27 protein-coding genes and 1 riboswitch are annotated in these 25,734 nt (G+C 38.9%); of the genes, 19 read left to right on the top strand and 8 right to left on the bottom strand.

The genetic code is table 11. The annotated features are described in order from the left end of the window. The first annotated feature begins 91 nt into the window (after positions 1-91). Positions 92-430, top strand: coding sequence for a MerR family transcriptional regulator (locus tag PF327_RS09590; RefSeq protein WP_008242156.1), 339 nt, complete (start codon positions 92-94; stop codon positions 428-430). Between the two features lie 64 nt (positions 431-494). Here the strand turns inward: PF327_RS09590 and PF327_RS09585 are convergent, their stop codons facing one another. Further along, positions 495-1,124 (bottom strand): NAD(P)H-dependent oxidoreductase, encoded by a 630-nt coding sequence (locus tag PF327_RS09585; protein WP_289402344.1) that lies wholly within the window; start codon positions 1,122-1,124, stop codon positions 495-497. A gap of 128 nt (positions 1,125-1,252) precedes the next feature. Here PF327_RS09585 and PF327_RS09580 point away from each other — a divergent pair, with 128 nt between their 5' ends. After that, on the top strand, positions 1,253-1,783 hold the full coding sequence (locus tag PF327_RS09580; RefSeq protein WP_008242160.1) for a YbhB/YbcL family Raf kinase inhibitor-like protein: 531 nt from the start codon (positions 1,253-1,255) through the stop codon (positions 1,781-1,783). Here PF327_RS09580 and cutA read toward each other — a convergent pair. Together cutA and PF327_RS09570 are read right to left on the bottom strand one after the other, a co-directional pair. After that, positions 1,771-2,106: a divalent-cation tolerance protein CutA gene (cutA, locus tag PF327_RS09575; RefSeq protein ID WP_289402343.1), complete on the bottom strand. Its 336-nt coding sequence runs from the start codon at positions 2,104-2,106 to the stop codon at positions 1,771-1,773. The two genes, PF327_RS09580 and cutA, sit on opposite strands and share 13 nt — an antisense overlap. Then, positions 2,093-2,548, bottom strand: coding sequence for a low molecular weight protein-tyrosine-phosphatase (locus PF327_RS09570; RefSeq protein ID WP_289402342.1), 456 nt, complete (start codon positions 2,546-2,548; stop codon positions 2,093-2,095). Before PF327_RS09570 ends, cutA begins: the two co-directional genes overlap by 14 nt. A gap of 76 nt (positions 2,549-2,624) precedes the next feature. Between PF327_RS09570 and PF327_RS09565 the strand changes: the two genes are divergently transcribed. The 13 genes from PF327_RS09565 to PF327_RS09505 all read left to right on the top strand — a co-directional run bounded on the left by PF327_RS09565 (position 2,625) and on the right by PF327_RS09505 (position 19,527). Then, positions 2,625-3,086, top strand: a complete 462-nt coding sequence (locus PF327_RS09565) for a 23S rRNA (pseudouridine(1915)-N(3))-methyltransferase RlmH (protein ID WP_008242176.1) — start codon at positions 2,625-2,627, stop codon at positions 3,084-3,086. Positions 3,087-3,097: 11 nt separating this feature from the next. Then, the gene (gene dksA / locus PF327_RS09560; protein ID WP_008242177.1) at positions 3,098-3,454 is read left to right on the top strand and encodes an RNA polymerase-binding protein DksA; all 357 of its coding nucleotides are present in this window, start codon (positions 3,098-3,100) and stop codon (positions 3,452-3,454) included. Positions 3,455-3,568: 114 nt separating this feature from the next. Further along, complete coding sequence (locus PF327_RS09555) at positions 3,569-4,615, top strand: hypothetical protein (protein ID WP_008242178.1); 1,047 nt, start codon at positions 3,569-3,571, stop codon at positions 4,613-4,615. Next, a complete protein-coding gene (locus PF327_RS09550) occupies positions 4,596-5,549 on the top strand; it encodes a tRNA dihydrouridine synthase (protein ID WP_289402341.1) in 954 nt (317 codons plus the stop codon). The genes PF327_RS09555 and PF327_RS09550 overlap by 20 nt, the downstream gene beginning before the upstream one ends. A gap of 115 nt (positions 5,550-5,664) precedes the next feature. Beyond that, positions 5,665-6,405, top strand: coding sequence for a sulfite exporter TauE/SafE family protein (locus tag PF327_RS09545; protein WP_188084871.1), 741 nt, complete (start codon positions 5,665-5,667; stop codon positions 6,403-6,405). 250 nt (positions 6,406-6,655) lie between these two features. After that, a riboswitch (cyclic di-GMP riboswitch) is annotated at positions 6,656-6,733 on the top strand. Positions 6,734-6,823: 90 nt separating this feature from the next. Next, on the top strand, positions 6,824-7,342 hold the full coding sequence (locus PF327_RS09540; RefSeq protein ID WP_008242184.1) for a PAS domain-containing protein: 519 nt from the start codon (positions 6,824-6,826) through the stop codon (positions 7,340-7,342). A 14-nt stretch (positions 7,343-7,356) separates the two neighbouring features. Beyond that, positions 7,357-7,746 carry a hypothetical protein gene (locus PF327_RS09535; RefSeq protein WP_008242186.1) on the top strand — a complete coding sequence of 130 codons (390 nt, stop codon included), beginning with the start codon at positions 7,357-7,359 and terminating at the stop codon, positions 7,744-7,746. A gap of 92 nt (positions 7,747-7,838) precedes the next feature. Then, the gene (locus tag PF327_RS09530; RefSeq protein WP_289402382.1) at positions 7,839-8,375 is read left to right on the top strand and encodes a SixA phosphatase family protein; all 537 of its coding nucleotides are present in this window, start codon (positions 7,839-7,841) and stop codon (positions 8,373-8,375) included. 21 nt (positions 8,376-8,396) lie between these two features. Continuing rightward, the gene (locus tag PF327_RS09525) at positions 8,397-9,989 is read left to right on the top strand and encodes a GAF domain-containing protein (RefSeq protein WP_289402340.1); all 1,593 of its coding nucleotides are present in this window, start codon (positions 8,397-8,399) and stop codon (positions 9,987-9,989) included. A gap of 94 nt (positions 9,990-10,083) precedes the next feature. Beyond that, the gene (uvrA, locus tag PF327_RS09520) at positions 10,084-12,912 is read left to right on the top strand and encodes an excinuclease ABC subunit UvrA (RefSeq protein WP_008242197.1); all 2,829 of its coding nucleotides are present in this window, start codon (positions 10,084-10,086) and stop codon (positions 12,910-12,912) included. After that, positions 12,909-15,599: a DNA polymerase I gene (gene polA, locus PF327_RS09515; protein ID WP_289402339.1), complete on the top strand. Its 2,691-nt coding sequence runs from the start codon at positions 12,909-12,911 to the stop codon at positions 15,597-15,599. Before uvrA ends, polA begins: the two co-directional genes overlap by 4 nt. Positions 15,600-15,603: 4 nt before the next feature. Beyond that, positions 15,604-16,323, top strand: coding sequence for a formylglycine-generating enzyme family protein (locus tag PF327_RS09510; protein WP_289402338.1), 720 nt, complete (start codon positions 15,604-15,606; stop codon positions 16,321-16,323). A 114-nt stretch (positions 16,324-16,437) separates the two neighbouring features. Next, complete coding sequence (locus tag PF327_RS09505) at positions 16,438-19,527, top strand: cytochrome c biogenesis protein (RefSeq protein WP_289402337.1); 3,090 nt, start codon at positions 16,438-16,440, stop codon at positions 19,525-19,527. Positions 19,528-19,530: 3 nt separating this feature from the next. Here PF327_RS09505 and PF327_RS09500 read toward each other — a convergent pair whose 3' ends face one another. Continuing rightward, a complete protein-coding gene (locus PF327_RS09500) occupies positions 19,531-19,947 on the bottom strand; it encodes a secondary thiamine-phosphate synthase enzyme YjbQ (protein WP_289402336.1) in 417 nt (138 codons plus the stop codon). A gap of 133 nt (positions 19,948-20,080) precedes the next feature. Here PF327_RS09500 and mscL point away from each other — a divergent pair, with 133 nt between their 5' ends. The 3 genes from mscL (at position 20,081) to PF327_RS09485 (ending at position 21,816) form a co-directional block, all read left to right on the top strand. After that, on the top strand, positions 20,081-20,512 hold the full coding sequence (gene mscL / locus PF327_RS09495; RefSeq protein ID WP_289402335.1) for a large conductance mechanosensitive channel protein MscL: 432 nt from the start codon (positions 20,081-20,083) through the stop codon (positions 20,510-20,512). 253 nt (positions 20,513-20,765) lie between these two features. After that, positions 20,766-21,152 (top strand): hypothetical protein, encoded by a 387-nt coding sequence (locus tag PF327_RS09490; protein ID WP_289402334.1) that lies wholly within the window; start codon positions 20,766-20,768, stop codon positions 21,150-21,152. A gap of 130 nt (positions 21,153-21,282) precedes the next feature. After that, positions 21,283-21,816, top strand: coding sequence for a DUF3592 domain-containing protein (locus PF327_RS09485; protein ID WP_289402333.1), 534 nt, complete (start codon positions 21,283-21,285; stop codon positions 21,814-21,816). 2 nt (positions 21,817-21,818) lie between these two features. Here the strand turns inward: PF327_RS09485 and PF327_RS09480 are convergent, their stop codons facing one another. From PF327_RS09480 to surE, 4 genes are all read right to left on the bottom strand, one after another. Next, positions 21,819-22,433: a DUF3592 domain-containing protein gene (locus PF327_RS09480; RefSeq protein ID WP_289402332.1), complete on the bottom strand. Its 615-nt coding sequence runs from the start codon at positions 22,431-22,433 to the stop codon at positions 21,819-21,821. Between the two features lie 319 nt (positions 22,434-22,752). Beyond that, positions 22,753-23,544: a DUF3050 domain-containing protein gene (locus PF327_RS09475; protein WP_289402331.1), complete on the bottom strand. Its 792-nt coding sequence runs from the start codon at positions 23,542-23,544 to the stop codon at positions 22,753-22,755. Between the two features lie 113 nt (positions 23,545-23,657). Continuing rightward, positions 23,658-24,293: a tRNA threonylcarbamoyladenosine dehydratase gene (locus PF327_RS09470; protein WP_289402381.1), complete on the bottom strand. Its 636-nt coding sequence runs from the start codon at positions 24,291-24,293 to the stop codon at positions 23,658-23,660. Further along, the gene (gene surE, locus PF327_RS09465) at positions 24,290-25,078 is read right to left on the bottom strand and encodes a 5'/3'-nucleotidase SurE (protein WP_289402330.1); all 789 of its coding nucleotides are present in this window, start codon (positions 25,076-25,078) and stop codon (positions 24,290-24,292) included. Before surE ends, PF327_RS09470 begins: the two co-directional genes overlap by 4 nt. A gap of 165 nt (positions 25,079-25,243) precedes the next feature. On the opposite strand from surE, the gene greA reads away from it, so the two are divergent. Then, on the top strand, positions 25,244-25,732 hold the full coding sequence (greA, locus tag PF327_RS09460) for a transcription elongation factor GreA (protein WP_289402329.1): 489 nt from the start codon (positions 25,244-25,246) through the stop codon (positions 25,730-25,732). Positions 25,733-25,734: the final 2 nt, after the last annotated feature.

The following is a 25,734-nucleotide window of genomic DNA, read 5'->3' as shown; positions in this document are numbered from 1 at the left end:
CTTAAATAAATTGTTAATATATATAATCAAGTGTATGCTGTTTAATTCTAAATAGTGTAAAATATTATAAACAGATAAAAGGGGGGAAACATTGGCATTAGTAGATAATAAAAAAGACATATTGCCATTGAGTAGTATTGCAGAACTCTTAACCACAAAAATAAGAACGCTGAAGATGTATGAAGAGAAAGGTTTACTTCCACCTAAAGAGGAGAATAAAAAGCTCTATTCTATCGATGATGTAAAATTTATTGCTTTTACGCATTATTTGGCTAGTGTTAAAAAAATCAATGCAAACGGTATCAAATATATATTGGAAATGCTGCATACCAATATGGATGAACAGAACAGAGATACTTTTTTAGACCTGGTTGAAAAAAAGATGGAACAACTATCGGGAATTGACATTAAAGATGTGGAGACGATGTAGAACTATTACGAACTGTTTGTTATCTCTGATATGAGACCACTCTAAAGAGAGTGGATAAAGGATCTTACTTTATAAACTCAACCACTTCGTCAAAAGGAACTCTTAGCTGAGTGGATTGTGCATTGAGTCTGTAGCCAAATGGCACGATAACAGCTACTTGGTATTTGCTTGTATCCAGGCCTAACACCTCTTCTACATTCTCTTTTTCAAAACCTTCTATAGGACAAGAGTCTATCCTTATAAAAGCAGCAGCAGTCATCATATTTCCCAAAGCAATGTAGCTTTGTCTGGCTGTCCATGCATAGATATTCTCATCTGTGCTCAGTGTTTTTTTCAAGTGTTTGGCATAGATATCCATATAAAAATCAAGTGTTTCCTGAGGCATGTCGCGTCGCATGAATCTCTTTTTAGGTATACCGCTCTCAACTTTGACATTTTCGATGCCTGCAAGTATGATGACAAGATGAGAACAAGAGGTGATCTGGACTTGATCCCAGCAGTAAGGTCTGAGTTTCGCTTTTAGATCCTCATTGGTGATGACAAGAAATTTCCATGCTTCCATACCAAAAGAGGAAGGTGATTTTCTTCCTGCTTCCAAGATGTAATGCATCTCTTCATCACTAATCTTTTTGTTTTCGTCAAATACTTTACAGGCATGTCTGAAATGCATTGCTTTGGTAAAATCATTTTGCATGGTTTATCCTTTTTTATCTAGGGTGATAGGTTATTCTATAGGCGTATAGTATCAAGATTTATCTTGAAAAAGCTAAATAGTATTCTAATATAAATTACCCTATGATATGTAAAAAAGAAGGAGAAAAGATGCGATATCTATGGATAGTGATGATACTAGGCTCATTTTTAGAGGCCGAGAGTTTTACTTTGGAGAGTGAGACGCTCAAAGGACAGCTGGTGAAAGCTCAGGAGTTTGATGGGTTTGGGTGTAATGGTCAAAATATCTCTCCGGAACTGCACTGGAGTCATGCACCCAAAGGTACAAAAAGTTTTGCGCTCACTGTGTATGATCCTGATGCACCTACGGGCAGCGGATGGTGGCACTGGTTGATCGTGAACATTCCAGCGGGTACCCATAAGATCTCTGCAGATGCTTCAGCGAAAAAAACACTCCCAAAAGGTGCATTGGAAACAACGACTGATTATGGTCATGCAGGTTTTGGCGGGGCCTGTCCGCCACAGGGAGACAAAGCACACCGTTATGTCTTTACGATACATGCTTTGGATGTTGAGAGTTTACCTGTAAAAGCAGAGAGTAAAAGTGCAGTGGTGGGTTTTATGATCAACAAACATACGATCCAAAAAGCTTCTATGATCTCTTATTATCAAAGAGATTGAATGTTCGTGGTTTCCTCTTCGATCCATTGAAGGTAGTCTAGGTTTCCACCTGCCATGGATACCATGATGATCTCAGGCAGGTCATAGGTATGCAGCTGCTCGATCTCTGTTTGAATTGTTTCAAAGAGGGATCTTCTGGTTTTCATCTGAAGGTGTATCTCTTCAGACTGCATGATTTTTCCTTCCCAATGGTACGCGCTTTGTATGGTTGTAGATTGTACACAGGCAACCAGTTTCTTTTCCAAGAGTAGACGTGTGATGAGATCGGCATTCTCTTGAGAATCTGTAGTAGTCGTGATGATACAGTAATCAGAGGCTTCCATTTTCTACCTTTTCCATAAAATCTTCTACACATACGGAAACCATATTGTAGACATGATCAAACCCTTCAAATCCTTCAAAGAAGTAAGGATCAGGGACATCTCCCCCCTGATAGTCTCCAAAGTCACCTAAAAGATAGACATTGCTAAATCCAAAGGCTTCCAAATCGGATTTGTTCTGTTTATCCATGGCTACAATATAGTTAAATGATGTGATGTCCTCTTGTATTATAGGACGGGAATGTTGTTGACTGATATCAATATTGTACTGCTTCGCAACCTTAATAGAGTGTTCACAGGGTGCTTCCCCCTTATGCCAATCACTTGTCCCGGCTGAATCGATGAAAAGTTCAAGTCCTTTAGTGTTGACGATATGCTCCGCTACACCATGTGCTAGAGGACTGCGACAGATGTTTCCTAAGCATACAAATAATATACGATCCATACTTCTCCTTTTAACTCTATAGTGTACAATACCAAAAATATTATGAAAAATACATCTAAAATGAAAGAGTATTCCTATGAAGATCAATGTCATCATTATCGATAAAAAAGGAAAAGATAACCTCTATGCCGGTTTGATAGAGCATTATAAAAAGATTGCTAAACCTTTTGCAAAAGTAGAAGTCATCGAAGTATTTGACAAAGAAATAGCCAAGGCACAGGATATTTCACCTGAAGCTGCTCAAAAATCATACACTAAAGCACTGGAAAAGTATTTGGATTCTGGTATAAATATAGCGTTAGATCCCTCTTCGAAAGAAGTAGATAGTCATGAATTTGCAAATTTGCTTAAGGATAGCGTTCAGGTGAACCTCTTTATTGGCGGTGCATACGGCTTTGAGAGGGATTTTTTAACTAAATGTAATAATTCAATATCATTTGGTAAAATTACGCTTTCACATAAACTTGTGAAAGTTGTATTGATGGAACAGATCTTTAGAGGTTTGACCATTAATCATAATCACCCATATCATAAATAGGACAACATTAAATGTTAACAGAAACAGAGTTAAATGAATTTCAAAATAAATTGCTAGACAGAAGAGTACAGATAGAAAAAAACCTTAGAGGTACTAGCCTTGAGTTAGAAGGAATGAGAGAACTTGAGTTGAACGATGAAGGTGATTTTGCAGCTGCTTCTGCAGAAGCTGTGATAGATAGTGCAATTTTAGTACAACAACGCAAAGAATTAAACGAAATTGAACTTGCTTTAGATAAAATAAAAGCAGGAGTTTTCGGTATATGTGAAATGTGTGAGGATCCTATAGGCAGACGACGTCTAGAAGTAAAGAACTTTGCACGTTTTTGTATAACATGTCGAGAGATCACTGAAAAAGAGACGAAATAGATTTCCTATTTTAAAGTAACAGCTTAGGTGAACTCTCTGATAAAGGGAATAGAGTGTTTACGTGGATATATAGCTTTACGCTATTTGCGTCGCTTATATAAATAAGGGGATAAAATGAGACTTGCTCTGTATATTTTTGTTACTTTTGCGCTTATGGCAGTGATTGCTGCGTTTACTTATACGGTTAACCCGGACCATTATGCGATGGAATTGATGGGAATCAATTTTAGTTTTCCAGTAGCAGTATGGATAGTTCTACCTATGCTGCTTTTATTCATCTTTACTCTGTTACATATGTTTATTTATGGTTTAAAAAATTATTTTATACTTAAAAAATGGCAAAAAGATGCCAGTACTTTAGAAGATGCTTTGTACTGGTCACTGATCAATGAGCCAAAAGAACAAAAGTATGGCTTGGATGCAGTGAGAAGCTCTGCATCACTTTTAGGTAAAGCATCCCTCGGCATTACTGATACTATAGAAGGTTTAACACCAAGACTTACACGTGTTGTCAATATCATACAGAAAATAAAAAATGGTGAGTATGTCGACTTGAAAGAAGAAAAAATGAGTAAAGTCTTTGGTACGAATAACCCAATTTTGACACAGAATTATCTGAACCGTCTACAATCTGATGATAAATTCATTGAAGATGTACTCAAAGCTGCAACACAATATCCTGAGGTAGTAAAAGCTAAAGCACTTGATTTGTTTGCCCGCAAAGAGAACTTTATAAAAGCCAGAAAATATGTAAAGGTTTTTGATACGAAAAGCTTTTTTACCATGCTTGAGAGAGTGACTGAAGAAAACAGACTTGAATTTACACCTGAGATACTTTCAGAGTTTGTAGAGGCACTTGATATGGGTTGTCAAGACTATATTAAAATCGCTTCAGTGACTAAAAAATATTTTAATCCAGATGAGAACTTGACAATTTTCAGAGGGTATCAACTTGAAAACCCTAAGGCACAAAATGCTTACCTTTATCTTCTGTTCGAATATGAATTATTGGAGCAAGTCGCAACCTACTTGAATGAACAAGAAGACCACGAATTTATGAAGTTCAGAGCACTCTGGGAACTCAAACAAGAGCACACCAAATATACATTAGAAGATATTATCGATATACAAACCGTTTGTAATGAAACTAGACTTTACTAAACCCCTTTACGTCTTAGCCCCTCTAGCGGGCTTTACGGATCTCCCTTTTCGTTCCGTTGTCAAGAAATTCGGTGTCGACCTGACCATTTCAGAGATGATAAGCTCTAATGCCTTGGTCCATAACTCAAAGAAAACATTTCGTATGTTGGAGAAGAGTCCGATAGAAGACCCCTATGCTATCCAAATAGCGGGTTCTGATCTGGATGTCATTAAGCGCGCGGTGGAAATTATCAATGCCATAGATGGTATTACGACGATCGATCTCAATTGTGGCTGTCCCGCACCCAAAGTAGTGAATAATCTTCAGGGATCATCCCTGCTTACAGATCTGCCCCAAATGGGTAAAGTGATAGAAACGATCAAAAAATACTCCAACAAAGAGTATACTTCAGTCAAGTTCCGTTTGGGATTTAATGAAAAAAACCATAAAGAGATAGCACATATATGCCAGGAATCCGGTGCAGACTACATCGCTGTACATGGAAGAACCAGGGCAGGCAGATACAAAGCAGCAGTAGATTATGATGCGATAGGGGAGGTAAAAGAAACCGTCTCGATACCAGTCATTGCCAACGGTGATATAGATTCTCCTGCCAAAGCGAAATGGGTACTGGAACATACAGGTGCAGACGGCATCATGATAGGACGTGCAGCGGTAGGCAAGCCATGGATATTCAAACAGATCAAAGAGGGCATGGAAGAGCCCACTTCCGAACTCATCAAAGAGGTCGTTTTAGAACATTTTGACCAAATGATCAAACATTATGATAAGTATGGAGCGATCATTTTTAGAAAAAACCTTCATTCCTACTCAAAAGCGGGTTATCAAGGTGCTTCTGCATTTAGAAATGATGTGAATCGTATAGAAGATCCAGAAGAGATGAGAGCAGTGATAGAAGCATTTTTTTCTCAGCCTTTTTTGCATGAAGTTTGATAGAGACTCAAACATCTGTCTATGTCGTTACTATACTATACGCTAAGTATAGCGAGATTAGTGTAAACATGATGAAAAATGTTATACTTCCAACTTAATTTTTGGAGCAGAGGAAATGATGATAGAACTTATATTCGTCGGTATTTTTATCGGTACGATGTCAGGCTTTTTTGGTATAGGTGGAGGAATGATCCTTGTACCTATACTTTTAGTGCTTGGTTTTGATACTAAAGATGCCATCGGTATCTCCATCATTCAAATGGTCTTTAGCTCTATTTACGGCTCATTTCTTAACTTCAGAAAAGGTTCTTTGATCATCGGTGAGGGGATCTTTGTCGGATTTGGAGGCTTTATAGGTGGATACATCGGCGGGTATGTCACACACTATATCTCAGATATCATCCTGCAGTTTCTCTTTCTTGGGCTGTTAATATTTGCTCTGTTCCGACTTTTTTTCTCACAGCATCATGAGGATGATGGAAAGAGTAAAACATTGAATAAAGCCTTGCTTTTTAGTATTGGTCTTGGCATTGGGATATTTTCCATTACACTGGGTATCGGGGGGTCTATTATACTCACACCTCTTCTAGTAGGAGTATTGCATTACCCTATAAAAAAAGCGGTCAGTGCAGGGTTGTTCTTTGTAGTCTTCTCTTCGGTAGCCGGGATGATAAGCCGATTGAGCAGCGGGACGATAGACTTTAACAATGGTTTGATGGTCGCTGTAGCTTCACTGATCGGTGTAGCTATGGGTATCTGGCTTAAAGATCATGTGACTTCGAAACATCATAAGATGGCACTTTTAGCACTTTATATGTTCGCATTGATCATTTTGATAAAAAAAATGTGGTTCTGAGTCGTATCTTTTATATAATTGATGACATAAAGGGTCCATTTAATCGCTATTTATCATTAAAAATCCTCCTCCTAATATCTACTTTAAAGACGCTTTAAATCGCACGTTAAATCATCAATATAATTCATGATTATCCTCAAATATTTTCAATAATATTAATTATAATAAAATCACTCAATTTATCATAAATACTGCAATTATTAAGTATTTGAAAAGATAGGTAGCTATATACTTCGCGCTCATATACCTTCATTGAAAAAGCTAAACCTATTGTGAGATAGGGGCAGAAAGCCATGGGTCTTATTTTTGAGATCGCCAGGTTACCATAGATTCTTACTATTCTTTTTCATTCAGTTATATTGTTTTCAACCTCTGTGCCGATAAAGGTCAGCATTATATTTTTACAAGGAGTTATCTTATGAGCATGAAACCAATAGATCTAGAACACGAAGTTAAAAGTGTTGATATTGTTGTTTCAAAAGGAGATGCAGAAGGTAATATCACCTATGCAAATCCGATATTTTTTAAATTAGCAGGCTATACACAAGCAGAACTTTTAGACAAACCGCATTCAATTGTACGTCACCCGGATATGCCAAAAATTATTTTCAAATATTTATGGGATAGTCTCAAAGCAGGGAATGATGTCAAAGCATTTGTGAAAAATCTCTCTAAAGATGGAGGGTTTTATTGGGTATTCGCACATATAAAAGTTGCTACAAACCCAGATAAATCATTCAGAAATTATGTTTCAACCAGAAGAGGGATGTCCGCATCTGCAAGATCTGTGATCGAACCTTTATATAAAGAGTTGCTTGCTGCAGAAGAGAACGGTGGCATGGATGCATCTTTGGCACTCTTAGAAGCATTTTTAAAAGATCATGACGGAAGCTTAGCTACATTCAACGAAACCATGCAAAAAATTCAAAACAGTTAATAGAAGGATAGACAATGATCGAATTTGACCAATCAATGAAAAAATTACGTTCTGTAAACGGATATTTAGGATCTGCAGTATTGAACTTTTCTGGTGAAACACTTTATATGGATGAAGAGAACACAAGTGTAGATATCGCATATTCAGCAAGTATCTTTAATGATGCATTTAGAATGATCTCTGAATCTTCTTTGGACGTGGGGTTTGCTGATGCCTCTTTGGTAGAGTCTAGAACGGAAGATGGACATGTTTTCCTTATCAATAGTTCTGGAGATGCAGGCGGAGACAATTTTTCCAAACTTACAACGTTTGCCATTTTTAGGGATGACGGGAATGTAGCCCTTGGAAAAATGATTATGGAGAAGACTGTACAAAGCATGTCTAAAGCCATGAATGAGCTGTAAGCTCATTTATGGTCTACCGCATCCTAATATGAAATCAAGTCTAAAAAGGTTTAGGTTTGGTTTTGTATTAAAATAGAGCATAGGAGTGGAGCATCAAAACATTATATCTTATACGGCATGCAAAATCAGACTGGAGTGATGGGTCGCTTAGTGACTTTGAGAGAGGATTGAAAAAAAAAGGTCATAAAGACCTTGATACGATCAGTTCATATATGTCTCTTCAGAGGTTGAAACCGGATCTTATTTTATCTAGTTTAGCACTCAGAGCACAGACTACGGCGGATCAACTAGGTAAAAAGATCGGTTATGAAGGTAGGATCCATTATATGGAGGAACTTTATAATTCGCGTCCTGAAACGCTAATGAATATATTGACCCTTCAAGATGACAGCTATGAAACGATATTTTTAGTGGGACATAACCCGGAGTTGACTGAATTCGCAAATTTTTTGATAGAGACAAATTTCTCTAAACTCCCTACGTTGGGGGTATTGGCAATCAATCTAAATATAGACTCGTGGAATGATATCAGTGAAAAGTGCGGTGAAATAGATTTTTTCATACAACCTAAACAGTTTAAGTACTATATGCCAAAACAGATACGCACAACACTGCCTCAAGAGAAATGAATATAGAGAATAAGGAAGAGAATGCAAGGTGATTTAAAGTCGAATTTTAAAACGATGGCTAACACTTTAAATAAATATGTTGAGTCAAAAGATTTAAACTATATAGAACAAATAGAAAAGCAATTTGAGTCACTTTTCAATGCCGAGGTTGTAAAGCTTTGGGCATATGATGATAAGAATGAAATGCTGCACTTAATTGAAAGTGGCGATCAAGAAGCTGTTTCTTTAGTACCAAGTCTAACAAAACAAGCCATCACTGGTAAGTCTTCTGTGATTTCGAATCATAGTACCAGTGATAAGTATTATACTCCTGAAATAGATAATCCCCTAGAGTTAAAAGTAAAAGCTTTAATGATCTTCCCTATTATAAAGGGTAAGCGGGTCATAGGGGTATTACGTATATGGAGAGGCTTAAAGCAAAAAAAGATCTTTACCAGAAAAGATGAATCTATACTGAAATCATTTATGCCACTATTGACGAAATTGGTAGTGTGCGAAAAGATGGAAAAAGAAGAGATCATCGCATTTACAGATGACACTAAAGAGAATAAAGTTGTTTCTGATACTAAGCCTGTCGTAGCTCCAGAGACGAAAGATATACCAAGTAAAGTGAGCGATGAATTTACAGCACTGGAAAAGAAATTTGATGAGACTTTGGAAGAACTGGAGTTCTATAGAAAAAACGAAGCTGTATACAAAACCAAAATAGACAAATCTCAAAGTGAGCTAAAGAAATCAGAAGAAAAATGTAAGCAAATAGAAACATCTGCATTAGAACTTTCTTCTGAGATACAAGCCTATCAATCACAGATAAAAGAGTTAACCACACAACTCGAGATACTCAAAGAAGATCATGAACATTTAAAGCATGAGCTTAAGGAAGCTAATAAGAGTAATAATGTTCAAAACATCAAAGAAGAAAAATTAAAGAGGTCTTTGATAGAGAATAAGAGATTAGGAAAGCTCGATCAAAATATCGAATTTATACTTGAGGAAGTGCACCATCTTTTCGAAAAAAATGAGTATGCATATATGTTGTTTGAGCTATTGGTTTTTTCAATTGCCTCCCGAAAAGGTATGGAAGACTTGGAGGAAACATTAAGAAAAACAAAGTTGGTACCCGACATGCTAGAAGGGTATTATTTTAATGGAAACCTTAAGGTCCATAATGAAAAATGTATGATTCAAGATTTTGTGAAGAGCATAGAAAAGTATAAACATAACATTTTCCCGGAGATGATGGATTTTAATATTGTCGTAGAGAATGAGATTCCTGCATCTTTAGTATTTGATGCACCTAAAATACAGAGTATATTTCTACACCTTCTAATGGATCTTTATCAGTTTGCTGAACATAGCAAACCGGTAAATATACATTTTGCCTATAAAAATAAATTTCTAACTATTGAGATTGGCAGTACTGTGTACCAAAAAAACAGTTTGTTCAAATCCGTGTTAAAACAAATGAAGTTAACCGGAAATGAAAAAGGGAGACATGGCTTGCAATTAAGTATAAAGTTAATCAAAAGACTGAAAGGTGAAATAGAATCTGTGTATGAAGATGAATATTATAAATTTGTCTTTTCTGTTCCTGCTCAAGTGATAAAGATCTGATATTATCCATAGACTTTATGGGTATCAATGATACTTTGTTGTAAAATAACTTTTTTAATAGCCATCTATTAGGTGAAGTCAAACAGGGATAATTATGAAGAAAGATATGATACACGTTTACGGTGCAAAAGAAAATAATTTAAAAAATATAAATCTGAGCATCCCTAAAAACCAACTGGTAGTCGTTACCGGAATTTCGGGAAGTGGTAAGTCTACTTTGGCCTTTTCCACTTTGTATGCGGAAGGTCAAAGACGTTATATAGAGTCACTCTCTTCGTATGCACGGCAGTTTTTGGGGCGTGTAGGAAAACCTGATGTCGATAAAATAGAGGGGTTGACCCCTGCTATTGCGATAGACCAGAAGACCACCTCTAAAAACCCGCGTTCCACTGTGGGAACGATCACTGAGATCTATGATTACTTGAGATTGTTGTTTTCACGTGTCGGTGAACAGCATTGTCATGAGTGCGGAAAGCCTATCTCTTCGATGTCCGCTTCTGATATTATAGAAGAGGTGCTAAAACTGCCTGATGGGGCAAAACTCATGATCATGGCCCCGCTGGTCAAAGAGAAAAAAGGTACCTTTGCAGACATGCTGGAGTCTCTTCGCCACAAAGGATATGTCCGTGCGATGATCGATGGGGTGATGGTGCGTCTTGATGATGAGATAGAACTTTCCAAAACAAAAAAACACACCATCAAAGTGGTGATAGACAGAGTCGTTGTCAAAGAAGAGAGCCGTGACCGTATAGGACAGGATGTGGAAAAAGCACTCAAAGAGAGTTACGGCGAGATGGAGATCGAAGTACTCAATTATGAAGAGTTGGAACTTGATAGACAGCATATCCATTACTCTGAACACTTGGCCTGCTTTGACTGTAAACTGAGCTTCGAACCTTTGGAACCGGTAAGCTTCTCTTTCAACTCACCTAAGGGTGCCTGTCCGACCTGTGATGGCCTTGGGATCCGTTATGCGATAGATCTGAAGAAGGTCATAGACCAGGAACTCAGTATAGACAAGGGTGCTGTCAAGATCATGTACGGGTTTAATAAGAGTTATTACACCAAATTCCTCAATGCTTTCTGTGAACAAAATGAGATAGACATCCAACTCCCTTATGGTGAACTTGAAGCACACCAGCAAAAGGCCATCCTTTACGGAAATGGGAGTACGGTAGATTTCGTATGGAAACGGCATAAGCTCAAACGTGAATGGCCCGGAGTCGTGAAGTTCGCACATGACATGTTCAAAGAGGAGAAAGACCTTTCTGAATATATGACTGAAAAGGTGTGTGACAAGTGTCATGGGCATAGACTCAGACCCCGTTCTTTAGCGGTGAAGATAGAGGGGAAAAATATCGCAGATATCATTGATATGCCTATCGAAAAATCGTATGCCTATTTCGCAGATGAAAAGAGTTTTTCCCACTTGAATGAGCAGCAGAAGATGATAGCAGAATCCATACTTAAAGAGTTGTATGAAAGACTCTATTTCCTACATGATGTGGGGCTGGGCTACATTACTTTGAGCCGTGATGCAAGAAGTATCTCAGGGGGAGAAGCACAGCGTATACGTATCGCTTCCCAGATAGGTTCCGGACTGACGGGAGTGATGTATGTACTGGATGAGCCGAGCATTGGACTGCATGAACGTGATACGATGAAGCTCATACGTACACTTAACTCTTTGCGTGACAAAGGGAATTCCGTGATCGTAGTGGAACATGATAAAGAGACCATACTTGCAGCCGATTACATTATAGATATCGGTCCTGGAGCAGGTGAGTTTGGTGGAGAAGTAGTATTTGCCGGTGATGCAAAGAAATTGGCTAAAGCCAAGACCCTGACAGCAGACTATATGTATGGCAAGAAAGTTATCTCTTACACGCATGACAAGCCCCAAAATGAGTGGATAGAGATCAAAAATGTGACGATCAACAATATCGAAAAACTTGATGCGAAGATCCCTTTGGAGAATTTTGTGTGTGTTACAGGTGTCAGTGGAAGCGGTAAAAGTTCATTGATCCTTCAAACGCTGCTTCCTGTGGCAAGAGAGATACTGAACCATGCAAAAAAGGTGAATAAAGTCGATGGTGTAGAGATCACAGGACTGGACAAACTTGATAAGGTCATCTATCTGGACCAAAGCCCGATAGGGAGAACACCGCGTTCCAACCCTGCAACCTATACCGGTATTATGGATGAGATACGTAAACTCTTTGCGCAAACCAAAGAGGCAGAACTTCGCGGCTACAAGATAGGCCGCTTTTCATTTAACGTGAAAGGTGGACGCTGTGAGAAGTGCCAGGGAGATGGACAGATCAAGATCGAGATGCACTTCTTGCCGGATGTCTTGGTAAAGTGTGATGCCTGTGACGGTACACGCTACAATGCACAGACTCGAGAAGTGTTGTATAAAGGAAAGTCTATCTCCGATGTACTTGGTATGAGTGTAGGTGAAGCACTGGAATTCTTCAAAGCGATCCCGGCTATTGCGGTCAAGCTGAAGACATTGACAGATGTTGGACTGGATTATATCACCCTGGGACAAAATGCTACCACACTTTCAGGGGGAGAGGCGCAGCGTATCAAGCTGAGTAAAGAGCTAAGCCGTAAAGATACAGGCCAAACCCTTTATGTGTTGGATGAACCGACTACGGGACTTCACTTTGCTGATGTGGACAGACTTACAGGTGTATTACACCATTTGGTCGAATTGGGTAATTCAGTGGTCGTCATCGAACATAATCTGGATATGATCAAAAATGCAGATTACATTATAGATATGGGACCTGAAGGTGGAAATAAAGGCGGACTTGTCATTGCTACAGGTTCACCGGAAGAGATAGCAAAAGAGTATAAAAAAACAGGGTCTTATACCGGTGAGTATTTGGCCAAAGAATTGGAAGGAAAAACAGTATGAAAACGATCACGATCATAGACACATTCGGATTTTTCTTTCGTTCCTATTTTGCACTTCCTCCTCTACGTAATTCGGAAGGTTTCCCGACAGGGTTGTTAACCGGATTTGCCAATCTTGTGGACTCTTTACACCGTGACCACAGTACCGATTACCTGGTTTTTGCTCTGGATGCAAAAGGCAGAACTTTCCGTAATGATCTCTATCCGGAGTACAAGGCCCATCGTGAAGCAGCACCGGATGATCTGATCAAACAGCTTCCTGTAGCTATAGAGTGGATAGAACAAATGGGGTTTGCCAATCTGTCAAGAGAAGGGTTTGAAGCAGATGATGTGATCACGACAGTCACCAAATTTGCCAGAGAAAAAGGTTTAAAAGTACGTATTGTCTCGCATGATAAAGATCTCTACCAAATGATCGATGATGGCGTTGTGGTCATGTATGACTCTGTAAAAAAGCAAGAAGTAGATGAACAGGCATGTGTGGATAAATTTGGTGTACATCCTAAAGACTTCATCAATTTTCAAGCCATACTCGGAGACAGTTCAGACAATATCCCCGGTGTAAAAGGGATAGGAAAAGTCGGTGCAGCAAAATTGATCAACCAGTATCACACACTTGAAGCGATATATGAAGATATCGAAAACTGTGGTACACCGCGTATACAGAACCTACTTTTAGAGAGTAAAGAGAATGCTTTCTTGTCCCGTGAACTGGTGACTATGAGATCAGATGTCTTCAAAGATTTAGATGTGGAAAGTTTTGTCTTTGAAGACAAGAACTACCTCTCGTGCCTACTTGAAGAGTTTGAGAAATATGAGATGAAGCAAGCCATTAAAAAAGCAAAAGTAGGGCTTGACGAGACAGATTGTCCGGTAGTGGAAAAACCAAAGAGCGCAGCACTCAGTTTTGAAGCGATCACGTTAGACAGTAAAGAGAAGTTAAACAGTGTGATAGAGAGTATAGAGAAAGATGCGATCGTCGCTTTTGATACAGAAACCACTGGACTGGATACCAAAACAGCAAACCTGGTAGGGTTCAGCTTCTGTTTCGATGCACAAAGATCCTACTATGTACCTGTGGGGCATAATTACCTGGGTGTAGAAGCACAGGTAAGCCTGGATGATGCGATCAGTGCACTCAAAAAGCTCATGACATTCCAGGTCGTGGGACAAAATCTCAAATTTGACTTTTCATTACTCTATAACCAGTTTAACATGGAACCGATCATACCTTATGCCGATACGATGATCATGGCGTGGCTTTCAAACCCGGGAAGTAAAGTGGGGCTTGACACACTGGCCAAGACCTTTTTCAAATATGAGATGAAACCTTTTAAAGAGATGGTAAAGAAAGGAGAGGATTTTTCAGCAGTAGCCATAGAGGATGCCACTTTTTATGCAGCTGAAGATGCCTGGATGACCTATTTGCTCTATGGTGTGATTAAAAAGAAAATGGAACTCTCTTCTTTGACACATCTTCTGAAGGAAGCTAAAAATGTAGAGTACCCGTTTATCAATGTACTGATACGTATGGAAAACCTGGGTATTAAGATCGATCCTTCCAAACTGGAAGCACTACAAAAAACGCTTAGTGAAGATCTGGCTACTTTGACTTCGGAGATCTATGAACTCAGCGGTTCTGAGTTTAACATCAAATCTACACAACAGTTAGGTGTCGTACTCTTTCAGCAGTTGGGACTCAAAGGCGGTAAGAAAACCAAAACAGGATACAGTACCAATGAAGCAGTCTTAAGTGCATTGGTAGGTGAGCATCCTATTATTGAGAAGATCCTTGAGTACCGTGAATACCAGAAGATACTCTCTACCTATGTAGAGCCTTTGTTGAAATTGGCAAAGGCAGATGAAGCATCCCGTATCTATACTTCTTTCGTGCAAACGGGTACAGCGACGGGACGTTTGAGTTCACGTGATCCTAACCTGCAGAACATCCCTGTGCGTTCAGCACTCGGGCGTTCGGTAAGAGAAGCTTTTGTGGCTAAAGAGGGGTATAAACTGGTCAGTATCGACTACTCCCAGATAGAACTTCGACTGCTTGCACACTTTTCCAAAGATGCCGCTTTAATGGATGCCTTCAATCAGGGAGCGGATATTCACCTGGCGACCGCTATCAAACTCTTTGGAGAAGAGGAAGCCAAAGAAAAACGTAACTTGGCAAAATCGGTGAACTTTGGGCTTCTTTACGGTATGGGACCGAAAAAACTCTCTGAAGATGTGGGCATAGCACAAGCAGAAGCCAAGGAGATCATCAAGAACTATTTTGCATCATTCCCCACAGTGAAAAGCTTTCTTGAAGGGATCCAGGAACGTGTCAAGTTAGACGGTTATGTGGAAACCATACTGAAAAGAAGACGTATCTTTGACTATGAAAATGCCAACGGTATGCAAAAAGCAGCCTACATGCGTGAATCGGTCAACACCGTTTTCCAAGGAAGTGCCGCTGACCTTATCAAACTCTCTATGAATCAAATAGATACGATTATACGAGAAGAGAATCTGGATGCCTTTATGCTTTTACAGATACACGATGAACTCATTTTTGAAGTCAAAGAAGAGAAAGTAGAGGAAATCTCCAAACGTTTTGTGCATACGATGGAGAATATCTTGGAGTTGGATGTGCCATTGGAGTGTTCAGTTAGTGTAGGCGACAGCTGGGGAGAGTTAAAGTAACATGATGCAATCCTATTTTGATGAGAATTTTGTACAGTTGCCCCGAGGCTCTTTTCTTATGGGTTCTGATGACGTACTTGCCAAAGAGAGAGAAAAACCTGTACATGAAGTACATATCAACTATGATATTGCGATGGCTAAGCGACAGGTGACCGTGGAAGAGTATATGCTCTTTGCACAGGCTACAGGCGCAGAAGTACCTGAAGAGAGGCATGAACATCTTGGTTTGGATGTACCTGTAAGACGTGTGCGTTATCATGATGCCAAGGCGTATTGTGCATGGAAAACACAAAGAGATGGTGTGACCTACCGTCTTCCTACCGAAGCAGAATGGGAATATGCTTGCCGGGCAGGAAGTACCGGAAATTATTGTTTTGGCGATGATGAGAAGGAATTTGGTGACTATGCCTGGTATGCGGAGAACGCTGAAGGTGTGACCCATGATGTAGGTACAAAAAAACCCAATGCATGGGGATTGTACGATATGCACGGAAATGTATGGGAATGGTGTGCAGACTGGTACAGTGAAAATTATGAAAACACACCTACAGACGGTTCAGCCTATAAAATACCCAATGAGAAGGGCAGGGTTCTGCGTGGCGGTTCCTGGAACGGAAGTGCTGAGAACAGCCGCTGTTCTTCACGCATCAATTTGGGTTCTGGCGGGCGAAACTATTTTATAGGATTTCGTGTAGTGATAGAATTACAGAGTGAGGGTTCTTAGGTAACAGTTCCCTTCTATTGTCCCTACAATAGGCGTGAAATTTTGAGGATTAACGTTTGGTTAGTAAACATCCGTTATAATCTTCTACTCAATCGTATAAGGGGATATTAAGAGATGAAGTATATTTTTTCCATGAAAATGGCTGTGTTTATGTTGTTTGCTTTTGGTGCACTGATCGGTACGGCAACATTTATTGAAAATGATTACGGTACGCAAACTGCAAGAGCACTTATTTACAAGACACAATGGTTTGAAGTGTTTCTGGGCTATTTCATCGCTCTCCTGACCTACAATATGATCAAATATAAAAGCTACAAAACCAAACCTGCTGTTTTTCTTTTCCACTTCTCTTTCCTTGTTATTGCACTAGGTGCAGTTGTCACACGTTACATCGGCTATGAAGGTATCATGCATATACGAGAAGGTGAATCAAGCCATACCATGGTTTCAGATGCTAAGGTACTACAAATCCATGCTACAGAGGGTCAGAAGAGTGCTACGCTTGAAAAAGAGCTTTACTTCTCAACGATGACGGGCAATATGTTAACCGAGAGTCTTATAGTTGGAGATAAAAAAGTCAAAGTAGAATTGCTAAAGTATATGCCAACAGCCCAAGAAAAAGCGATACCGTCTGAAAACGGAAAAAAACTCTTAGAATTGAAGATCTCCACAGGCAAAAAAGGTGAGATCTACTATATAGCCAAAGGTGAAAGAAAAGACTTTGGCGGTTTTTATCTGGGATATGATATCGAACCTACGACCGATAAACCGACTTTCCTTATTAAGGAAGATGGTACAGGGTATAAAGTAGAATTCCCTTTTGTACTGCAAACACTCAATATGAACGATAGAAGCTCAGGTGAATTAAAAGCAGGAGAAAATGAGTTCAAGAACAGAATGTTGTATAGATTTGGATCCAATGCGATCGTTTTGAAAGATGTACATGAAAAAGCGATTGTGAAGTTGGAGTCTCACGATCTTAAAACCCAGAAAGGTCAAGCAGAGTATATACAATGGAAAGTCAGTGTAGGGGACGAAAGCAAGATCATTACCACACGCCCATATCAGGGTCAAATGGGGAAAATAAAGCAGATGGATCTCAATGGTGTGCACATCGATATGCGTGTCGGGGCAAAACTGATCGACCTGCCGTTTTCCATCAAACTTGAAAACTTTGAACTGGAACGTTATCCGGGTTCTATGACACCTGCATCATACTCCAGTGACGTCGTACTGATAGACAAAGAACAGAATATCAATATGCCGTATAAGATCTATATGAACCACGTGCTTGATCATAGAAACTACCGTTTCTTCCAGTCTTCCTATGACCAGGATGAAAAAGGTACCGTACTTTCTGTGAACCATGATCCGGGAACTCTGCCTACCTACATCGGATATATCTTGCTGACGATCGGAATGATATGGTCACTCTTTGCACCTAGCGGAAGATTTCAAAAACTTCTTAAGGGAGCAAGAAAACTACAGACATCTGCTGCAGCAGTGGCTTTTGTGGCACTGTTGGCACTCAATCCGCAACATCTGAATGCTGCAGCACCGACCATCGATGATGAAATGCTAAAAACGATGCGATCCTATGATGCTGATCATGCAAAGAACTTTGGAAAAATTGCAGTGCAGGACCATCAGGGACGTATGAAACCTATGGATACGGTTGCCCATGATGTGATCGCTAAGATCACAGGAAGATCACTTCTTTTTGATCTGGAACCTACACAAATGCTGCTGGGAATGATCATGCAGCCGGATCTGTACCAAAATGTGCCGATGATCAAAGTCGGGCATAAAAAGATTGCTGTAACACTGGGATTACCGGAAAATACAAAATATGCAAGATTTACAGATTTCTTTTCAGAGGGAGATAACAGTTATAAGATCTTCTCAGCAGTGACAGAGGCCAGTCAAAAGAAGCCACTGGAAAAATCGCAGTATGATAAAGAACTCATCAAAATAGATGAAAGGGTCAATGTTGCATTTATGGCATATCAGGGGTCTCTTTTACGTATCTTCCCAAAACCAAATGATGCCAATAACAAATGGATGGCACCTCTGGATGCGATCAAAGCATTTTCTAAAGAGCAGGCTGATGCTGTCAGAATGAGTATTGCCGCCTATTTCCAAATGGTAGCACAGGGACTTAAAACCGGTGATTGGTCAAGGGCAGATCTTGCACTGACAGGGATACGTCAGTATCAGGAAAAATACGGATCTGCAGTGATACCGAGTAAAACACATATAGATATGGAGATCAAATACAATAAATTCGGACTCTTTGGCAAGCTTGTGCCACTCTATCTTTTATTGGGTATCGTACTTCTGATCTTTGCATTTATCAATGTACTTAAACCTGCATTCTCTATGAAATGGATCATGCGTATAGCATTGGCCGTTCTTATCGTCGGATTCGCTCTGCATATTGTGGGATTGGGTATTCGTTGGTACATTTCAGGACATGCACCTTGGTCAAATGCTTATGAATCCATCGTATTTATTGCGGCTTCTACTGTGTTAGCAGGTATTATCCTGGCTAGGCGTTCACCGTTTGCTTTAGCCGGTACGGCTATCTTGGCGGGTGTGACCATGGGGGTAGCCCATATGAACTTCATCAACCCTGAGATCACCAATCTCGTTCCCGTTCTTAAGTCATACTGGCTCATGATTCATGTGGCAACCATTATCTCTGGTGACGGTTTCTTCGGATTGGGTTCTATCTTATCCCTTTTGGTACTGATACTCTATATCATGAGAGGTAAAAATGGCAATGAAAATATCGACCGTTCCATTAAAGAGTTGACAAATCTTTCTGAAATGGGACTGATCATAGGTCTCTTCTTACTGACTGTAGGTAACTTCCTTGGTGGTGTCTGGGCCAATGAAAGCTGGGGACGCTACTGGGGTTGGGATCCTAAAGAGACCTGGGCAGCAGTGACGATACTTATTTATGCAACTGTACTTCACCTGAGATTCATCCCTGCATTGAAGTCAAACTTCATCTATAATGTAACTGCCACATGGGCATACTCTACAGTACTGATGACCTACTTTGGTGTAAACTATTATCTCTCAGGTTTACACTCTTATGCAGCCGGTGATCCGGTGCCGATTCCTATGTGGGTTTATTATGCCGTTGCAGGATTGTTTGTATTGACAGTTCTGGCTGCCAGAAATAGAAAGTTAAGCTAAGACTTAAGCATAGAGTGTCATTACGATACGGCGGCTCCCGCCGTGATCTCTGTGTTCTCCAAGATAGATCCCCTGCCACGTACCAAGATTCATCCTGCCATTTGTGATAGGGATGGTCAATGCACTTCCAAGCATGGAAGCTTTGATGTGTGCAGGCATATCATCTGCCCCTTCATACGTATGGATATAGTAGGGCTTGTCATCAGCAAGTTCGGTATAAAAGTTCTCCATATCCTTACGCACAGTAGGGTCAGCATTCTCATTGATACTCAGTGAAGCGCTGGTGTGTTGGATAAAAAGGTGTAACAGTCCAGTCTCAATAGTGGGCATCGAAAGCAATGCTTTTTCTATCTCATAGGTAATGAGGTGAAACCCTTTGGACTTTGGTGATAGTGTGATCGTCTCTTGATATATAGCCATAATGAAGTATACACTATTTCACTCTTTTTTTATACTTATCCTATACAATGAACCTATTGACTGATACTTTTCAGAGAATTTACTTCTTTTTTGTATTATAATTTATAATCTTATTATATTAAAAAGGACAAGTATGTTAGAGGAATTTAAAAAGTTTCTGATCAAGGGAAATATGGTAGATATGGCTGTGGGTTTTATCTTTGGTGGGGCTTTTGCTACCGTAGTGAAGTCTATGGTGGCTAATGTAGTGATGCCTCCGGTAGGTATGCTTTTGGGTCAGGTGGATTTTTCCCAGCTCTTTATCGCACTCGACGGGAACACTTATGAAAATATGGCTGCATTGGATAAAGCAGGGGCTCCAGCGATCAAATACGGTATGTTCATCAATGATGTGATCTCGTTTGTGATCCTGGGGCTTGTTGTCTTTATGTTCATCAAAGCATATAACAGACTCAGAGAGCCTGAGGCAGCCAAAGCACCCACAACAAAAGTATGCAGTGAATGTGCTGAGAGTATCCCTGTTGCGGCGAAAAAATGCGGGCACTGTGGCAATACAGACGTTTAAACTTATATGCTCAACTCTCTTTTAAAAACTNAGTATGCAGTGAATGTGCTGAGAGTATCCCTGTTGCGGCGAAAAAATGCGGGCACTGTGGCAATACAGACGTTTAAACTTATATGCTCAACTCTCTTTTAAAAACTTTATAAAGTTATATATTTTATAAGGTTTTTAAAATACGACATTTCTGATATACTCTTAATGAAAAAATGTCCTTACCCCCCCCCTTAATGCTAATTAACACACAATAGGAATTTATATGAAAAGAAGAAAATGTCCTTGCTGTCAAGAAGAGATTTCTATAAGATATTTTATTAAACGAGTATTATTCCCAAAAAAAAGTATCTCATTTATCGAAAATGAAAAAGGCTTTACTTGTAGAGAATGCAATCAGCCCATAATGAGTGCCGAAAAAAGATTTAAACTTGATACATTTACTATGTCTATATCAATGATACCAATAGCAATTTTTGGACTCAATGATAATATATCTTTTTCACAAGAGTATATTATTAAATTTATATCTGTTTTTGTATTGTCATTTACATTTTTTTTAATGGGAATATTTAGACAATATTACAAGGTTGATTTTATTTGCAATGATAAAAGTTCTGATGAATACAACCAACAATCAATATTTGGTTAAGAGCAAAAATAGGAATGGAAACTTTATGATTTTTGACGGGTAAGTAAACCTCATAAAGTTATATATTTTATAAGGTTCTTATCGTCAGTCATATTTTGATATAGTTCAAAATATTCTAGAAAGGTTCAGATTGAATAAAAAGAATAAAACAATAGATGATAGATCACTACCATGGAAAGTATTTGGGCTTGTACTTTTTGCCTTTTCATATCCATTCTCCTATGGAACTCCTTTACTAAATACTTTTATACCATTTGTTTTAGGTGTTGCATTGATTTACTTTAGTGCTAAAAAAATAACACTTTTTAATCTCAGTCAAAAATGGAAAAATACCGACGGAAAACTTCTATATAAAAAAGTAGCGATAGATAATCCTTATGCTAGAGAAATGGTCTGGTCCTATTTCCCTTATATTAAATATAGCTTTAATGTAAAAGGAAGAACCTATACCTCAGATAATGTAGCCTATTATCGTGAACTTAAAAGCAAACCTGAACAAATTGAAAATTTTATATCTCAACTCACTGAGCCTAATTTATTAGTCTATTATAATCCTCAAAACCCTAATGAAAGTGTTTTGGTCCCAGACATGCCGTTGCATAGAAAAATATTCTGGTATTTTTTCTTATTAATAGGAATTATCGCTCTTGCAATATCTCTTTAGACTCAGTGTACACTAATCCAATAAATAAAAAAAACTAAAACGCCGATATATATTGATAAATAAAAGATATACGGCATCCCGTACCATATTGATTTACCTTGCTTGATTACACTCTCTGCAGGATTGTCAGGGTTAACATACACTTTTATATTATTATCTTTCGTAGACCTAAACATAATCTTTTTCGCTTCATCTAAAGCATATAGATAGTTGCAGTCTACATCACTTTTAAAGGATAATGCATATTGATTTGATTTATATTCATTATCGTTATATTTATATTTATAAGTGATATCTACCTTATATCCATGTGTTCTTGTGCGGTACTTATCCATTCCAGAATTAATACTCATACAATTCAGATGGAATACTCTTTTGTTAATTACTTTTGCATTGATAGGTATCCAATCATAAGTGGATTCAAATTTTTTGTTCTGTTGATAATACACATAACCTATATAAAAACAAATGCCTATCAAAAATAATAAAAAAAGTATACTCATATTTGAATATTCTCTCAGTAAAATCAATCCCAAAGGTGGTACAAGTATCATAAGGGTCAAAAAGAACATATTTTTGGAAAAATATATTTCTCTATCTATATTTTTATTATTCATTACTAACTCTCCCCTCCAAGTAGTAAAAAAGTGTAACAGAATAATACTTTGCTTTTTAGTAGCCCCTGTTAAGTTCAAATTGTTTTATTCGTAAACTTTTAACTTTTATTAGGTCTCACTCCTTCTAAAAACCAAAACCTTATAAAATGTGCTATATGGTATGTTTTATAATGAAAAGTATAAAAGAAAACATAAGTTCTAAAGAGTTTAAAAAACTGATGGGTATCTTACTTGGAGTCGCTCAACGATAGACAATTAATTGTGATGTTATACTTATCTATCGGTGACGTAAAACATTGAACGGTCTGGTTTATAGTTCTCAGGCTGATTGCTTTTTGCTCTCTTCTATCGCCAATAAAACACCATCCCAAAACTTTATTCTGGCTTTGATCGCATGGAGAGCAGCCTCTTCAGCATCTATGATCTTTTCTTCATCTCCCTCACATAATAGGTCAAGCATACGTAAAGACATCGGTCCATGATGATCTCCATCAAGCTCAATATGACGATCGAGATAATAGTGGAACACTTCTGCTTCATCTCTTGATATTTTCATTTTATCCAGCAATGCACGGAACATTTCTGGGATAATATGTTCTCTTCCCAAAGCAAAGGCCGCAGCGATAACGTGAGGTTTATCACTATGCACAAAGCTAAATGTCGTTTCCATAAATGCCTTAGCCGGAGAAGGTATTTGAACCGTGTTCAGAGCACTCTCCAAAGAGTCTGATGTCACTTTGTCTATAAATGCGTTAATAAGGCTGTTGCTTCCTTTTTTTACCTCTTCCATAGCTGTTCTATAAAGATTAAAATGACTTGTGTATGTGGGTGTGCCATCTTCCAGAGGGATCCCCTCATCTGATTCTTCTTCTAGCACAATGTCATTGATAAAACGCTGCACTTGCGCATCACCATGAGGAAGCCATGGCGTGCTTGCCGGTGCAATTTGATTTTGCAGGTATTTCACTAAGGACATAAAATCCCAAACAGAGTAGATGTGATGCTGCATAAAGATGATGAGATCATCCATGTCTTGAACAGCTGCATACACAGGGTGGGTGGCAAGCTCTTTTCTTAGGCGTTTTACATTGTCAAGGGGGAAAGTTGTCATTAGTTGTACTCTTTGTTTTTTATTAAGAAGTCTAACCAAAATAGTTAAATTATCCTAGTTTTGTCCCAAAGTAACACCATACATGAAGCATATGCTACGTTAAGACGCGAAAATTACTTAAGGATCCTTTTTATCGCTTCCGAACAGGTAGTAAGTCCGACAGCACCTGTTACTGCCACACAAGAACCTTTTTCTATGCATTTGGCCTGTTCCGGTGAAAATACGACAGTAAAATTCCGGTCAAATTTTACTTTTTTGAGTTCGTTGCGTATTTTTCTTGCAAGTGCATCACCATGGGTTTTCCAAATGGAAGTGACCTCTATTTTGTTGGTATCGTAACGTTTGGCTGAACCCAGTGCCATGATGAGCTTTTTATAACATTTTTTAGCCACTTCTATCTTGACTTTTGTAGTATCTGCAGCATCTATGACAATGTCATACGGTTCAAAATCAAACTCTTGTACCCAAGCCACGGTCATATGCTGATGTATGGTCTTGATGCCGGGGTAAAGGTCTTTGAGGCGGTCAACCTTGATCATCCCTACTGCATCTGAACCTATCTGTCTGTTCTGGTTGGTTTCATCATACACATCATAGTCCAGTATGGTAATGTCACTGACTCCTGAACGGTAGAGACAGTCAAGTGCATAAGAACCTACACCGCCAACACCCAGTATGAGGATCTTGGCCTTTTGTAACTTTTCAAAATCTTCATCTCCGAAGAGCATACGGCAACGTTGGAATCTCATAGCCATGCATCCAAAGATTTGATATCGTCATAGCTAGTCATATCCAGATGTACAGGGGTAATGGAAACATAGCCATCGTTGATCGCTTCAAAGTCTGTGATATGTCCTTGTGTTTCCATCCACCCTAGAGCCGGCAGACCTATCCAGTAGTACTCTTTACCCCGAGGATTATGGTGTACTTCGGCATGGTGTGTATAGAGACGGTTCCCCGCACGTGTGACTTTAAAGCCGTTACACTCTGAGGTTGGTACAGGAGGGATATTGATATTTAAAAATTTACGTGGAGGCAGAGGGAACTCATTGGCAAATATCTTTTCTACGAGGGTGACGATGCTTTTTTGTGCCAGTTCATATCCGAACTCCTTGATACTCTCACCTTTGTCTTTATAGACTTGAGAGATCGCAATGCCCGGGATACCTTGTAGTACGGCTTCCATTGCTGCGGATGCTGTACCGGAGTATGTGATGTCCTCACCCATATTTGCCCCGATATTGATGCCTGAGATGACTATATCGGGTCGCTTCTCTTTCATAAAAACCTTATTGAGTGCGAGAAACACACAATCTGTAGGTGTCCCGTCATCCAGTTTATAAAAATCCTTTTCCACCTCGACAAAATTGAGAGGTCTGGTCAATGTCAATGAGTGTCCGCACGCTGATTTCTCTGTGGTTGGTGCTACCACACTGACATGACCTAAAGGTTTGAGTGCCTCAACCAGTGCCATAAGTCCCTCAGACTCAAAACCATCATCATTGGTGATTAGTATTTGCTTACGACTCATCATTTAGTGCTTCGCTTGTACTGAATTTTAATTCTTGTCATTCTTTATACTTTAGATGTAGAGTTCTTTTATGAATTTTAAAAGAAGTCCATTATTTTTTCGCTATTATAACCTTTTTGGTATAATACCTCCAATTATATATAAATGAATCATTTTAAAGGATCTATCGTGCAAAAAGAGCCGATGTTACAAACAACTTACAAGAAACTATCAGAAGAACTTGAACACTTAAAGTCTGTAGAAAGAGGTGTAATAGCCAAAGTCATCGATGAGGCAAGAGAACTCGGTGACCTTAAGGAAAATGCGGAGTATCATGCTGCCAAAGACAAACAGGGATTGATGGAAGCACGTATTGCAGAACTGACGGATATAGTAGGTCGTGCACAGGTCGTAGATCCTTCGACTTTGCCGCATACAAGAGTGAGTTTCGGATCAACAGTAGAATTGACAGACCAAAATACAGGTGAAGAGGTACACTATACTATCGTAGGTGGTACAGAATCAAACCCTTCTAAAGGTTTGATCTCTATCCAGTCCCCTATGGCTCGCGCACTTATAGGTAAAGAAGAGGGAGATGAAGTCTCACTGGTACTTCCTAGCGGTAAAAAGACATATGATATCGAAGAGATCTCTTACAAAGAGATCATCCTAGACTAAGA

Source organism: Sulfurovum xiamenensis (assembly GCF_030347995.1).
Taxonomy (GTDB): domain Bacteria; phylum Campylobacterota; class Campylobacteria; order Campylobacterales; family Sulfurovaceae; genus Sulfurovum; species Sulfurovum xiamenensis.
This window is presented reverse-complemented; position numbering and strand designations above follow the sequence as displayed.

Coding starts and splice junctions, on each gene's coding strand:
- PF327_RS09585 (WP_289402344.1), bottom strand. CDS start 1,124: ATGCAAAATGATTTTACCAAAGCAATGCATTTCAGACATGCCTGTAAA.
- PF327_RS09580 (WP_008242160.1), top strand. CDS start 1,253: ATGCGATATCTATGGATAGTGATGATACTAGGCTCATTTTTAGAGGCC.
- cutA (WP_289402343.1), bottom strand. CDS start 2,106: ATGGAAGCCTCTGATTACTGTATCATCACGACTACTACAGATTCTCAA.
- PF327_RS09570 (WP_289402342.1), bottom strand. CDS start 2,548: ATGGATCGTATATTATTTGTATGCTTAGGAAACATCTGTCGCAGTCCT.
- PF327_RS09565 (WP_008242176.1), top strand. CDS start 2,625: ATGAAGATCAATGTCATCATTATCGATAAAAAAGGAAAAGATAACCTC.
- dksA (WP_008242177.1), top strand. CDS start 3,098: ATGTTAACAGAAACAGAGTTAAATGAATTTCAAAATAAATTGCTAGAC.
- PF327_RS09555 (WP_008242178.1), top strand. CDS start 3,569: ATGAGACTTGCTCTGTATATTTTTGTTACTTTTGCGCTTATGGCAGTG.
- PF327_RS09550 (WP_289402341.1), top strand. CDS start 4,596: ATGAAACTAGACTTTACTAAACCCCTTTACGTCTTAGCCCCTCTAGCG.
- PF327_RS09545 (WP_188084871.1), top strand. CDS start 5,665: ATGATGATAGAACTTATATTCGTCGGTATTTTTATCGGTACGATGTCA.
- PF327_RS09540 (WP_008242184.1), top strand. CDS start 6,824: ATGAGCATGAAACCAATAGATCTAGAACACGAAGTTAAAAGTGTTGAT.
- PF327_RS09535 (WP_008242186.1), top strand. CDS start 7,357: ATGATCGAATTTGACCAATCAATGAAAAAATTACGTTCTGTAAACGGA.
- PF327_RS09525 (WP_289402340.1), top strand. CDS start 8,397: ATGCAAGGTGATTTAAAGTCGAATTTTAAAACGATGGCTAACACTTTA.
- uvrA (WP_008242197.1), top strand. CDS start 10,084: ATGAAGAAAGATATGATACACGTTTACGGTGCAAAAGAAAATAATTTA.
- polA (WP_289402339.1), top strand. CDS start 12,909: ATGAAAACGATCACGATCATAGACACATTCGGATTTTTCTTTCGTTCC.
- PF327_RS09510 (WP_289402338.1), top strand. CDS start 15,604: ATGCAATCCTATTTTGATGAGAATTTTGTACAGTTGCCCCGAGGCTCT.
- PF327_RS09505 (WP_289402337.1), top strand. CDS start 16,438: ATGAAGTATATTTTTTCCATGAAAATGGCTGTGTTTATGTTGTTTGCT.
- PF327_RS09500 (WP_289402336.1), bottom strand. CDS start 19,947: ATGGCTATATATCAAGAGACGATCACACTATCACCAAAGTCCAAAGGG.
- mscL (WP_289402335.1), top strand. CDS start 20,081: ATGTTAGAGGAATTTAAAAAGTTTCTGATCAAGGGAAATATGGTAGAT.
- PF327_RS09490 (WP_289402334.1), top strand. CDS start 20,766: ATGAAAAGAAGAAAATGTCCTTGCTGTCAAGAAGAGATTTCTATAAGA.
- PF327_RS09480 (WP_289402332.1), bottom strand. CDS start 22,433: ATGAATAATAAAAATATAGATAGAGAAATATATTTTTCCAAAAATATG.
- PF327_RS09475 (WP_289402331.1), bottom strand. CDS start 23,544: ATGACAACTTTCCCCCTTGACAATGTAAAACGCCTAAGAAAAGAGCTT.
- PF327_RS09470 (WP_289402381.1), bottom strand. CDS start 24,293: ATGAGATTCCAACGTTGCCGTATGCTCTTCGGAGATGAAGATTTTGAA.
- surE (WP_289402330.1), bottom strand. CDS start 25,078: ATGATGAGTCGTAAGCAAATACTAATCACCAATGATGATGGTTTTGAG.